Consider the following 12492-nt stretch of genomic DNA (forward strand, 5'->3'; position numbering starts at 1 on the left):
AGAGGAACCATGTTTCAGTTATCTGTGCAGGATATTCACCCGGGCCAAAGCGCCGGGAACAAAGAAGACGCCATCCGCCAGGTTGCCGCTGCGCTGACAAAGGCGGGTAACGTAAGCGAAGGCTATGTAGAAGGTATGCTCGCTCGCGAACAGCAGACCGCCACCTATCTTGGCAATGGCATCGCCATTCCTCACGGCACCACCGATACCCGCGATCTGGTATTGAAAACCGGCGTTCAGGTGTATCAATTCCCGCAGGGCGTTGAATGGGCCGAAGGTCAGAAAGCCTATGTCGCCATTGGTATTGCCGCAAGCTCAGATGAGCACCTTGGCCTGCTGCGTCAGTTGACTCACGTGTTGAGCGACGACGCGGTGGCTGAACAGTTGAAAACCGCCACCACCGCCGAAGAGCTGCGCGCGCTGCTGATGGGCGAAAAGCAAAGCTCAGCGCTGCTGTTTGATAACTCGCTTCTGGCGCTGGACGTCACCGCAAGCGATCTGATGACCCTGCAGGCGCTAAACGCAGGGCGCATCAAGCAGGCCGGCGCCGCCGATGCTTCTTTCGTCAGCCAGGTCGTTTCCAACAAGCCGTTATACCTTGGTCAGGGGATCTGGCTGAACGACAGCACCGAAGGCAATCTTGCAAGCGCCGTGGCTATCAGCCGTCCGGCTCAGGCCTTTGAAGCCGAAGGTGAGCAGGTTTCCATGCTGATGACCGTGGCCGTTGCCGACGAGCAGCCGCTGCAGGTGCTTAACCGCCTGAGCGATATGCTGATCAACAATAAAGCCGAACATCTGCTGAACGCCGATGCGCCGACTTTGCTGACGCTGCTGACCAGCGACGAGGCTCCGGCTGAAAATCTGCTGACAGAAGAGTTCACCATCCGTAACGAGCATGGCCTGCACGCGCGTCCGGGAACCGTTCTGGTGAACACCATCAAACAATTTACCAGTGAGATTACCGTGACAAACCTCGACGGTTCCGGCAAGCCGGCCAACGGACGCAGCCTGATGAAAGTGGTCGCGCTCGGCGTGAAAAAAGGCCATCGCCTGCGTTTTACCGCTCAGGGCGATGACGCGCAGCATGCGTTGCAGGCTATCGGTGAAGCTATCGCCGCCGGTCTTGGCGAGGGGGCAGCATGAGCAGACGTGTCGCAACCATCACCCTCAACCCGGCGTACGATCTCGTAGGTTACACTCCGGAAATTGAACGTGGTGAAGTCAATCTGGTTCGCACCACCGGCCTGCATGCCGCCGGGAAGGGCATCAACGTTGCCAAAGTGCTCAAAGATTTGGGCATCGACGTCACCGTCGGCGGTTTCCTTGGTAAAGACAATCAGGACGGTTTTCAGCACCTGTTCAGCGAGTTGGGCATTGCTAACCGCTTTCAGGTCGTGCAGGGCCGTACCCGCATTAACGTCAAGCTGACCGAGAAAGACGGCGAAGTAACCGACTTTAATTTCTCCGGCTTTGAAGTAACGCCGTCAGACTGGGAGCGCTTCGTTGCTGATTCCCTGAGCTGGCTCGGCCAGTTCGATATGGTTTGCGTCAGCGGCAGCCTGCCTGCGGGCGTGACGCCGGACGCGTTCACCGACTGGATGACGCGTCTGCGCAGCCAGTGCCCATGCATTATTTTCGACAGCAGCCGCGAGGCGCTGGTGGCGGGTCTGAAAGCCGCGCCGTGGCTGGTGAAACCTAACCGCCGCGAGCTGGAAATTTGGGCCGGCCGCAAACTGCCAGAAATGAAAGATGTGATTGAAGCTGCGCACGCATTACGCGAGCAGGGCATCGCCCACGTTGTTATCTCATTGGGCGCCGAAGGCGCGCTGTGGGTGAACGCTTCGGGCGAATGGATTGCTAAACCGCCAGCCTGTGAAGTTGTCAGCACCGTCGGTGCGGGGGATTCCATGGTTGGCGGCTTGATTTACGGCCTTTTGATGCGTGAATCCAGCGAGCATACCCTGCGGCTGGCGACGGCTGTAGCCGCACTGGCGGTTAGCCAGAGCAATGTTGGTATTACAGATCGCACGCAGCTAGCCGCCATGATGGCCCGTGTTGACCTGAAACCGTTTAACTGATTCAGGAGAGGAACAATGAAAACGCTGCTGATTATCGATCCAACACTCGGACAGGCGCGCGCATATCTCGCGAAAACCCTGTTGGGTTCTGCCGCTCACAAAGCGCATCTGACCATTATCGACAACCCAAACGAAGCTGAACTGGCGATCGTTGTGGGCAACGCCGTCCCGGCTGATACCGCGCTGAACGGCAAGAATGTCTTTCTCGGTGATATTGACCGCGCGGTGCAGCACCCGGAACTGTTTTTAAGCGAAGCGAAAGGCAAAGCCAAACCTTATACCGCGCCCGTTGCTGAAGCGGCATCGGCTACCGTGGCCAAAGGCCCGAAACGCATTGTTGCGGTCACCGCTTGCCCGACTGGCGTAGCGCACACCTTTATGGCTGCTGAAGCCATTGAAACCGAAGCTAAAAAACGCGGCTGGTGGGTAAAAGTTGAAACGCGCGGCTCCGTGGGCGCGGGCAATGCCATTACGCCTGAAGAAGTTGCTGAAGCTGATCTGGTGCTGGTTGCAGCGGATATTGAAGTGGATCTGGCGAAGTTTGCCGGTAAGCCGATGTACCGTACTTCTACCGGCCTTGCGCTGAAGAAAACCGCTCAGGAACTGGATAAAGCCGTAGCAGAAGCCAAACCTTATGAAGTAACAGGGCGAGCGGCTTCTGCGCAAGAAGGCAAAAAAGAGGGCGCTGGCGCCTATCGTCACCTGTTGACCGGCGTGTCTTACATGCTGCCGATGGTGGTGGCGGGCGGTTTATGTATCGCGCTGTCCTTCGCTTTTGGTATTGAAGCTTTTAAAGAGCCGGGTACGCTTGCGGCTGCGCTGATGCAAATCGGCGGAGGTTCTGCCTTTGCGCTGATGGTGCCGGTTCTGGCAGGTTACATTGCGTTCTCCATTGCTGACCGTCCGGGCCTGACCCCGGGTCTGATTGGCGGTATGCTAGCCGTCAGCACGGGTTCTGGCTTCATCGGCGGTATCATTGCCGGTTTCCTTGCCGGTTACGTGGCCAAAATGATCAGCACTAAGCTGAAACTGCCGCCAAGCATGGAAGCGCTGAAACCGATTCTTATCATCCCGCTGATTTCAAGCCTGATCGTCGGCCTTGCGATGATCTATCTCATCGGTACGCCGGTTGCGAAAATCCTCGAAGGTCTGACCCACTGGCTGCAAACCATGGGCACCGCGAACGCGGTACTGCTTGGCGCAATCCTCGGCGGCATGATGTGTACCGACATGGGCGGTCCGGTGAACAAAGCGGCCTATGCCTTTGGCGTTGGCCTGCTTAGCACCCAGACTTACGCGCCAATGGCGGCCATTATGGCGGCAGGGATGGTGCCTCCTCTGGCGCTGGGCCTGGCAACGCTTATCGCGCGTCGTAAATTCGACAAAGCCCAGCAGGAAGGGGGCAAGGCGGCGCTGGTTCTCGGCCTGTGCTTTATCACCGAAGGGGCGATTCCGTTCGCGGCCCGTGACCCAATGCGCGTTCTGCCTTGCTGTATCGTTGGCGGCGCGGTAACTGGCGCAATCTCGATGGCGGTCGGCGCGAAACTGATGGCGCCGCACGGCGGTTTATTCGTTCTGCTGATCCCGGGCGCAATCACTCCGGTTCTGGGGTATCTGATTGCGATTGTGGCGGGTACGCTGCTGGCAGGTTTGTCTTACGCCTTCCTGAAACGTCCGGAAGCCGAGCTTGCTGCTAAAGTCGCTTGATCGCTGATATATAAATGCCTCAACGCCTCCGGCAGATGCCGGGGGCGTTTTACTTTCCAGTTCCGGAAAGCCTCGCTTACATCCTCAATCGCACCCCGAAGGTTGCCAGATGAACCATGTGGTTCAAAACTTAGGGTATCGTCAGACTGCCATCGAGGAAAACATGCAGCGTTCAATAGCCACCGTTTCTGTTGCCGGCACGTTACCTGAAAAACTTCATGCCATAGCCGGTGCGGGGTTTCGGGGGGTGGAAATCTTTGAGCCCGACCTTGAGGCGTATGAAGGCGACACCCGCGATATCGCGCGGCTGGCTGCCAGCCTTGATTTGCAAATTCTGCTCTATCAGCCGTTTCGCAACTTTGAAGGGATGCCCGCAGAAAATGTCGCGGCGAACCTGGAACACGCTCGCAGAACGTTTGACGCCATGCAGCAGCTTGGCTGTGAACAGCTTCTGCTGTGTAGCAATGTCGATGAGCGCAGTTCCGTCGACCCCGACAGGCAGGTTGAGGATCTGGCGAAAATGGCCGCTCTAGCGCAGCAGCACGGCGTAAAAATAGGTTTTGAAGCGCTGGCGTGGGGCAGGCACATTCATCGTTATTCTGTGGCCTGGGATCGCGTCAAAGCCGTTGATAATCCGGCGTTAGGTCTGGTGCTGGACAGTTTCCACATATTGTCGCTTGGCGACGAGCTGCAGCTCTCCGAAATACCGCTGGAGAAAATCTTTTTTGTGCAACTGGCAGATGCGCCGCGTAAAAACCTCGACGTGCAGGAGTGGAGCCGGCATTTCCGTTGCTTCCCCGGCATGGGCGACCTGCCGGTGCTCGCCTTTGCCAGCGTATTGCTCGATAAAGGCTATCGCGGGCCGTGGTCGCTTGAGATCTTCAACGATGAATATCAGGCCGCGCCGCCGGAAAATATTGCTAAGGCCGGGTTTGAGTCTTTACGCAGGCTGGAGGAGCAGGTGGTGAAGTTTGTTCGGGAATAGCGGCCGGATGACGCTTGCGTCTGCCCAGGCTGTAAAATCTTCAAAACGTAGGGCGGATAAGCGATAGCGCCATCCGCCGCAATCATTTACGCCGTAGTTTCCTGATGCTGCTGGGCTTTCAGCCAGGCGATCTCTTCCGCCCAGATATCCGGGTTGGTGGTTTCCAGAATCAGCGGAATGCCGTCAAAGCGGCTGTCGCGCATAATCCAGCTAAACGGCGTGTGGCCGATATTGCCTTCGCCAAGGCTGTTATGGCGGTCAACGCGGCTGGCGAACGCGCTTTTGGCATCGTTAAGGTGCATGCCGCGCAGATACCTGAAACCGACAATCCTTTCGAATTCGTTGAAGGTTTTTTCGCATTCTTCTTCGGTGCGTAAGTCGTATCCTGCCGCAAAGGCGTGGCAGGTATCGATACAAACGCCAACGCGGGATTTGTCTTCCACCCCATCGATAATCGCCGCCAGATGCTCAAAGCGGAAGCCCAGGTTGCTGCCCTGACCGGCGGTATTTTCAATGACCGCCGTTACCCCCTGGGTTTTATCAAGCGCAACGTTGATGGATTGCGCGATCTTAGCCAGGCACTCTTCTTCCGAAATTTGCTTCAGGTGGCTGCCGGGATGGAAATTCAGCAGCGTCAGCCCAAGCTGCTCGCAGCGCTGCATCTCGTCAATAAAAGCTTCGCGGGATTTTTCCAGCGCGTCTTCAACCGGGTGGCCGAGGTTAATCAGATAGCTGTCGTGGGGCAGGATTTGGCCTGGAGCGTAGTTGTACTTTTCGCAGGCGCGTTTGAAATTGCTGATGACTTCGTCGGTGAGCGGGGCAGCCCGCCATTGACGCTGGTTTTTGGTGAACAGGGCAAACGCGGTGGCTTCCAGTTCGTGGGCGCGAATAGCGGCGTTCTCTAACCCGCCCGAGGCGCTAACGTGCGCTCCAATAAACTTCATTTTTGTCTCCTGTCAAAACCCGCTACCGGGAAACGAACAATGATAGCGGGTTAGCGAGGATATTTCCGTTCCAAATTATGCGATCAGGTGGTGAATACCCAGGTTAATGACAGCCCCGCCCGCAATCAGCCAGACAAATAGCGCCAGCGCCATTAACAGAGGACGTATCCCGGCTTTTCTCAGCGCGCTGATATGGGTGGTTAAACCAAGCGCCGCCATCGCCATCGCCAGCAGGAAGGTATCCAGCGTCACCAGCGTGTTCACCAGCCAGTTCGGCAGCAGGTGGAACGAGTTAAAGACCGCCACCACGATAAACAGCAGCGCAAACCATGGAATTGTGATTTTGCTCGCCTGGGCTGCTCCTGCCGGAGCAAGCTGTTTGACTCTGGCAGCAAGGAAAATAAGAAACGGCGCCAGCATCATCACGCGCAGCATTTTGGCAATCACCGCGGCGTTTTCCGTTTCCGGGCTGATGGCATGGCCGGCCGCCACAACCTGAGCGACTTCGTGCATGGTTGAGCCAGTGTAGATGCCGAATGCTTCGGGCGTGAACCAGTGGGTCACAAACGGGTAAATCATCGGATAGATAAAAATTGCCAGCGTGCCGAAGATAACCACGGTCGCGACCGCCACGGTGACTTTACTGGCTTCGGCTTTTACCACCGGTTCGGTCGCCAGAATCGCCGCCGCGCCGCAAATGCTGCTGCCTGCGCCAATCAGCCAGCTTGTTTGTTTATCCAGACCAAACACTTTCTGGCCCAGCCAGCAGGCGAGGGCGAAAGTGCTGGTTAAGGTCAGAATATCGATAATCAGACCGCTTGCGCCCACGTCGGCAATTTGCGAAAACGTCAGGCGAAAGCCATAAAGAATAATCCCCAGTCGTAATAAATGTTGTTTTGCGAACAGCACGCCGCCGTCGCACTGCTGCCATATTTTAGGATACAGGGTATTGCCGATAACCATGCCGCAGAGGATGGCGAGCGTCAGCGCGCCCAGGCCGAGTCCGGCGACGGCAGGAATATTTCCCATCCACAGCGCAAACGCGGTGATGGCGCCTGAAAGCGCCAGCCCTGGCAGAAAATGCCACAGGGTGTGACGATGAGCGGGAACAGTAAGTTCAGTCATAACCTTCTCCTTTGTGATGGCTAAAGGTTAAGGTGGACTGGCTTAAAAATAAAATTGATTATATATTTATAATCAATCTGAATAAGTGATAAGACAGGTTTTTATGCACATCACCTTACGGCAGCTTGAAGTGTTCGCCGAAGTCTTAAAAAGCGGTTCAACCACCCAAGCCTCGCAGATGCTGGCGCTTTCTCAGTCGGCGGTGAGCGCAGCCCTTGCCGATCTTGAAGGACAGCTTGGCGTTCAGCTTTTTGACCGCGTGGGCAAGAGGCTGGTCATCAACGAACACGGGCGTTTGCTTTATCCGCGCGTAGTTGGATTGCTTGAGCAGGCGGGTGAAATAGAGCAGCTTTTCCGGGAAGATAATGGCGCTATCCGCGTTTACGCCAGCAGCACCATCGGCAACTATATTTTGCCGGCGATGATCGCCCGCTACCGCCGTGACTTTCCGTCATTGCCGCTGGAAATGAGCGTGGGCAACAGCCAGGACGTGATTAACGCCGTGGCGGACTTTCGGGTGGATATCGGCCTTATCGAAGGCCCGAGCCATATGACGGAGCTGGTGACCGAGCCGTGGCTGGAGGACGAGCTGGTGGTGTTTGCCGCGCCGTCGGCGCCGCTGCTGTCAAAACCCGTCACTCTTGAGTCGCTCGCAGCCCAGCAGTGGATCCTGCGTGAAAAAGGATCGGGCACGCGTGAAATTGTCGATTATCTTTTGCTTTCGCATCTGCCGCAGTTTCATCTGGGAATGGAGCTTGGCAATTCAGAAGCGATTAAGCATGCCGTTCGTCACGGGCTGGGAATTAGCTGCCTTTCGCGCAGGGTCATTGAAGAACAGCTCGAGACCGGCTCGCTGGTCGAAGTGGCGGTGCCGCTGCCGCGCCTGGTACGCACGCTGTATCGTATCCATCACCGACAAAAGCATATCTCTAACGCCCTGCAGCGTTTCCTGCGCTACTGCGAAGCCTGACGCACCAAAAAATGGCAGAGGCACTCCGTTGGGGTGCCGCTGCGAAGCAGCCTCGCGTCACGATTAGTCCAGAACTCCCCATTTCGCAAGAAAATATCCTCCCGTGCTTCGTTGGCACATTAGTTGCAGATTTGAATATAAAGAATCTTTTGTTTCAATCAGGCGAAGAGGCTGCATATGACGATGAAGAAATGGTTATTCACTTTAGTTGGCGCAACGGTTCTGCTGGCTCAGGCCACTGCGGCGATGGCGGATCGGCTGCAGGATATAGAAAAACGCGGCGTGCTGCGCGTGGCGGTGCCGCAGGATTTCCCTCCGTTTGGTTCGGTGAGTACCGACCTGCAGCCCCAGGGCTACGATATCGATATGGCGGCCTTGCTTGCCAAAGGCATGAAGGTAAAACTGGAGCTGGTGCCGGTGACCAGCGCCAACCGCGTACCTTATCTGCAAACGAATAAGGTGGATTTGGTTATCTCCAGCCTCGGTAAAAACGCCGAGCGCGAAAAGGTTATCGACTTCAGTCGCGCCTATGCGCCGTTCTTCCTCGGCGTCTTTGGCCCGCAGGACAGTACTCTGAGCGATGTTAAAGCATTGAGCGGCAAATCCGTGGGCGTAACGCGCGGCGCGGTGGAGGATATGGTGCTAAGCGACCTTGCCCCGAAAGACGCTGAGGTAAAACGCTATGAAGATAACAACACCACGATTTCCGCTTATCTTTCCGGCCAGGTGCAGTACCTTGCCACCGGCAACCTCGTCGTGGCGGCTATCGCCCGTCAGAATCCGGCAAAAGCGCCGGTCAGCATGTTTATGCTTAAAGATTCGCCGTGCTTTATCGGGCTGAAGAAAGGCGAGCCGGCGCTGAAGGCGAAAGTGGACGAGCTTATCGCTGCAGCGCTTAAAGACGATACCCTCAATACGATGTCGCAGAAATGGATGCACGCGCCGCTGCCTGCCAGCATCGCGCTTTGAGGTGCGGGGAAGATGACCACGCAACTTGATTTTGCTGCGCTGCTGCCATTCTGGCCGGAGTTGCTCTCCGGCCTGTGGACCACGCTAACGTTAACCGCGCTGGCGACCGTGGGCGGCATCGCCATCGGCATTACCGGTGCGGCGATTCGCAGCGGTAAGCCGGGGCTGCTGAGCCTGATATGGGGCGGTTATGTTGAGCTTATCCGCAATACGCCGTTTGTGGTGCAGCTCTTCTTTATCGTCTTCGGCCTGCCGGGGCTGGGGCTGAAGCTTACCGCCGGACAGGCGGCCCTGATTGCCATGCTGGTGAACCTTGGCGCGTACAGCACCGAGATCGTTCGCGCCGGTATCCAGGTCACGCCGAAAGGGCAGTGGGAAGCCGCGCGAGTGCTGGGGCTTACCCGCAGCCAGACATTCGTGCGCGTGGTGCTCCCTCCTGCGCTGAAACGTATTTATCCGGCGCTGGTCAGCCAGTGCATCATTGTGATGCTTGGATCGTCAGTGGTGTCTCAGGTTTCCTATGAGGAGCTGACGTTTATGGCAAATCTAATTCAGTCGCGCACCTTCCTGAGCTTTGAGGTCTATCTGGTTACCACGCTGATGTATCTCGCCCTGTCGCTGCTGATGCGTCAGGCGCTCCTTGCCGCCGGGCGAAAATGGTTAGGGAGTGATGTCTGATGATGAGTTTTACCGACTGGGATATCGTACGTAACCTTCTGCTTGCGGCGCGCTGGACCGTGCTGCTGTCGCTAATCGCCTTCTTCTGCGGCACGCTGGTCACCCTTCCGCTTCTGCTGCTGCGCATCAGCCGCTGGGCATGGCCAAAGCGCCTGATTAGCGGCTATGTGGCGCTGTTTCAGGGAACGCCTTTGTTGATGCAGCTTTTCCTCGCTTTCTTCGGCATCGCGCTGTTTGGCATAGACGTCAGCCCCTGGACGGCGGCGACGCTGGCCCTGACTCTGTTTACCAGCGCATTTTTGCTGGATATCTGGTACGGCAGCCTCCGCGCATTGCCGAAAGGGCAATGGGAAGCGTGTCGCTGTCTCGGGCTGAGTTTCGGCCAGACGCTGTGCCGGGTGATTGCTCCCCAGGCGCTGCGCATCGCCATCGCGCCGACGGTGGGGTTTTCAGTACAGGTGATTAAAGGCACCGCGCTGGCTTCCATTATCGGCTTCGTCGAGCTGACCAAAGCCGGCACCATGCTCAACAACGTCACCTTCGAACCGTTTAAAGTGTTCGGCCTGGTGGCGCTTGGCTACTTCCTGCTGTGTTATCCGCTGTCGCGCTACAGCCGCTATCTGGAGAAAAAGTTCCATGCCGCTCATCACCATTAACGATGTTCAGAAGTTCTACGGCGAAAACCACGTCCTGAAAGGCGTGAGCCTTGATATTGAAATGGGCGAGGTGGTGTCCATCATTGGCCGCAGCGGCTCCGGGAAAAGCACGCTTTTACGCTGCATGAACGGGCTGGAAGGGTATCAGGACGGCAGTATCAAACTTGGCGGTATGACTATTACCGACCGGGAATCCCAGGCGCGGGATATTAGCCGTTCGATAGGGATGGTATTCCAGAGCTTTAACCTGTTTCCGCATATGACGGCATTGGAAAACGTGATGCTTGCGCCGCGCCGGGTATTAAAGAAAAGCGCCGCCGAATGCCGCGAGCTGGCGCTGGAGATGTTGAATAAAGTTGGTCTGGGCGAGCGCGTCGATTACTACCCGGCCAACCTTTCGGGCGGCCAGCAGCAGCGCGTTGCTATCGCCCGGGCGCTGGCGATGAATCCGAAAGTCCTGCTGTGCGATGAAATCACTTCAGCGCTGGACCCGGAGCTGGTGGGCGAGGTCCTCAAAGTGCTGGAACAGCTTGCGGCGGAAGGGATGACGCTGATTCTTGTGACTCATGAAATGAACTTCGCAAGGGAAGTGGGCGATCGCGTAGTGTTTATGCATCAGGGGAAAGTGTGGGAGCAGGGCGAGAGCAAAACATTCTTCGCCAGCCCGCGTACGCAGGAGCTTCAGCAGTTCATCTCGTCCGTTCGCGGACTCGGTTAATCCCTCACCGCCTGCCGGTTTAGCCGGGCAGGCGGTTTTTATCACACCCGCGCCCCCCGTCTGATAAGTCCTTTACTTATAATTCAACTCAGATCATGAAGGTCTCTTATAACCCGGCATTTGTACTATATGTATCGGGTTGTTTTGCTACAATCGCGCCTCATTTTTTCGAAGGACCGCAATTTTCTATGGTTTCTCAAGATAAAACCACACAAGCGCCTGGCCTGCGTCGTGAGCTTAAAGCGCGCCACCTGACGATGATCGCCATCGGCGGTTCCATCGGTACGGGGCTTTTTGTCGCATCCGGTGCGACCATTTCTCAGGCGGGCCCTGGCGGCGCGCTGTTGTCCTACATGCTGATTGGTCTGATGGTTTATTTCCTGATGACAAGCCTGGGCGAACTCGCCGCTTACATGCCCGTTTCCGGCTCTTTTGCGACCTACGGTCAGCAATATGTCGAAGAAGGCTTTGGCTTCGCGCTGGGCTGGAACTACTGGTACAACTGGGCGGTGACCATCGCCGTCGACCTCGTCGCCTCCCAACTGGTGATGAACTACTGGTTCCCGGACACCCCGGGCTGGATCTGGAGCGCGCTGTTCCTCGGTATCATGTTCCTGCTCAACTACATCTCCGTGAAAGGTTTTGGCGAAGCGGAATACTGGTTCTCGCTGATTAAAGTGACCACCGTCATTATCTTTATCATCGTTGGCGTGATGATGATCGTCGGCATCTTTAAAGGGGCGCAGCCGGCGGGCTGGAGCAACTGGACAATTGGCGATGCGCCGTTTGCCGGCGGCTTCTCGGCGATGATTGGCGTGGCGATGATCGTCGGCTTCTCTTTCCAGGGCACCGAGCTTATCGGCGTTGCGGCGGGCGAATCTGAAGATCCGGGCAAAAACATTCCACGCGCCGTGCGTCAGGTTTTCTGGCGTATCCTGCTGTTCTATGTGTTCGCGATTCTGATCATTAGCCTGATCATTCCTTATACCGATCCGAGCCTGCTGCGCAACGACGTGAAGGATATCGGCGTTAGCCCGTTCACGCTGGTGTTCCAGCACGCGGGGCTGTTGTCTGCGGCGGCGGTCATGAACGCGGTTATTCTGACGGCGGTGCTGTCTGCGGGTAACTCCGGCATGTATGCGTCAACCCGTATGCTGTACACCCTGGCCTGCGATGGTAAAGCGCCGCGTATTTTCTCGAAGCTTTCTAAAGGCGGCGTGCCGCGTAACGCGCTGTATGCGACGACCGTGATTGCGGCGCTGTGCTTCCTGACGTCGATGTTTGGCAACCAGACCGTTTACCTGTGGCTGCTTAATACCTCGGGGATGACCGGCTTTATCGCCTGGCTGGGGATTGCCATCAGCCATTACCGTTTCCGTCGCGGCTATGTGAAACAGGGTTACGATATTAAGGATTTGCCGTACGTTTCAGGCTTCTTCCCGCTGGGGCCGATCTTTGCCTTCGTGCTGTGTTTAATCATCACGCTTGGGCAGAACTACGAAGCGTTCCTGAGTGATACCATCGACTGGGGCGGCGTGATGGCGACCTATATCGGTATCCCGCTGTTCCTGGTTATCTGGTTCGGCTACAAGCTGACCAAAGGCAGCCGTTTCGTGAAATACAGCGAAATGACCTTCCCGGCCAGCATTAAGAAATAAAAAA

11 protein-coding genes and 1 pseudogene are annotated in these 12492 nt (G+C 56.6%); 10 read left to right on the forward strand and 2 right to left on the reverse strand.

Going from position 1 to position 12492, the window contains the following annotated elements:
- Positions 1 to 9 precede the first annotated feature (9 nt).
- The 4 genes and pseudogenes from fruB to MUA00_RS11865 all read left to right on the forward strand — a co-directional run.
- Positions 10 to 1143 (forward strand): fused PTS fructose transporter subunit IIA/HPr protein, encoded by a 1134-nt coding sequence (fruB, locus tag MUA00_RS11850; RefSeq protein ID WP_271123242.1) that lies wholly within the window; start codon positions 10 to 12, stop codon positions 1141 to 1143.
- Positions 1140 to 2078 (forward strand): 1-phosphofructokinase, encoded by a 939-nt coding sequence (gene fruK, locus MUA00_RS11855; protein ID WP_271123243.1) that lies wholly within the window; start codon positions 1140 to 1142, stop codon positions 2076 to 2078. The genes fruB and fruK overlap by 4 nt, the downstream gene beginning before the upstream one ends.
- A 15-nt stretch (positions 2079 to 2093) precedes the next feature.
- The gene (fruA, locus tag MUA00_RS11860) at positions 2094 to 3785 is read left to right on the forward strand and encodes a PTS fructose transporter subunit IIBC (RefSeq protein WP_271123244.1); all 1692 of its coding nucleotides are present in this window, start codon (positions 2094 to 2096) and stop codon (positions 3783 to 3785) included.
- A 163-nt stretch (positions 3786 to 3948) separates the two neighbouring features.
- Positions 3949 to 4749: pseudogene (locus tag MUA00_RS11865) on the forward strand (sugar phosphate isomerase/epimerase family protein); the annotation flags it as partial.
- 107 nt (positions 4750 to 4856) lie between these two features.
- Here MUA00_RS11865 and nfo read toward each other — a convergent pair.
- Positions 4857 to 5714, reverse strand: coding sequence for a deoxyribonuclease IV (gene nfo / locus MUA00_RS11870; RefSeq protein WP_271123245.1), 858 nt, complete (start codon positions 5712 to 5714; stop codon positions 4857 to 4859).
- A 75-nt stretch (positions 5715 to 5789) separates the two neighbouring features.
- A complete protein-coding gene (locus tag MUA00_RS11875; protein ID WP_271123246.1) occupies positions 5790 to 6839 on the reverse strand; it encodes a YeiH family protein in 1050 nt (349 codons plus the stop codon).
- A 103-nt stretch (positions 6840 to 6942) separates the two neighbouring features.
- Here MUA00_RS11875 and yieE point away from each other — a divergent pair, with 103 nt between their 5' ends.
- The 6 genes from yieE to MUA00_RS11905 all read left to right on the forward strand — a co-directional run bounded on the left by yieE (position 6943) and on the right by MUA00_RS11905 (position 12488).
- Positions 6943 to 7809, forward strand: coding sequence for a DNA-binding transcriptional regulator YeiE (gene yieE, locus MUA00_RS11880; RefSeq protein ID WP_271123247.1), 867 nt, complete (start codon positions 6943 to 6945; stop codon positions 7807 to 7809).
- Between the two features lie 183 nt (positions 7810 to 7992).
- Positions 7993 to 8778 (forward strand): transporter substrate-binding domain-containing protein, encoded by a 786-nt coding sequence (locus tag MUA00_RS11885; protein WP_271123374.1) that lies wholly within the window; start codon positions 7993 to 7995, stop codon positions 8776 to 8778.
- Positions 8779 to 8790: 12 nt separating this feature from the next.
- Positions 8791 to 9456 (forward strand): amino acid ABC transporter permease, encoded by a 666-nt coding sequence (locus MUA00_RS11890; protein ID WP_271123248.1) that lies wholly within the window; start codon positions 8791 to 8793, stop codon positions 9454 to 9456.
- On the forward strand, positions 9456 to 10112 hold the full coding sequence (locus tag MUA00_RS11895) for an amino acid ABC transporter permease (protein ID WP_271123249.1): 657 nt from the start codon (positions 9456 to 9458) through the stop codon (positions 10110 to 10112). The genes MUA00_RS11890 and MUA00_RS11895 overlap by 1 nt, the downstream gene beginning before the upstream one ends.
- Positions 10093 to 10830 carry an amino acid ABC transporter ATP-binding protein gene (locus MUA00_RS11900; RefSeq protein ID WP_271123250.1) on the forward strand — a complete coding sequence of 246 codons (738 nt, stop codon included), beginning with the start codon at positions 10093 to 10095 and terminating at the stop codon, positions 10828 to 10830. The genes MUA00_RS11895 and MUA00_RS11900 overlap by 20 nt, the downstream gene beginning before the upstream one ends.
- A gap of 188 nt (positions 10831 to 11018) precedes the next feature.
- Positions 11019 to 12488 carry an amino acid permease gene (locus tag MUA00_RS11905; protein ID WP_271123251.1) on the forward strand — a complete coding sequence of 490 codons (1470 nt, stop codon included), beginning with the start codon at positions 11019 to 11021 and terminating at the stop codon, positions 12486 to 12488.
- Positions 12489 to 12492: the final 4 nt, after the last annotated feature.

The sequence above is a fragment of the Dryocola boscaweniae genome (genome assembly GCF_025215095.1).
In the GTDB taxonomy this organism is placed as follows: Bacteria; Pseudomonadota; Gammaproteobacteria; order Enterobacterales; family Enterobacteriaceae; genus Dryocola; species Dryocola boscaweniae.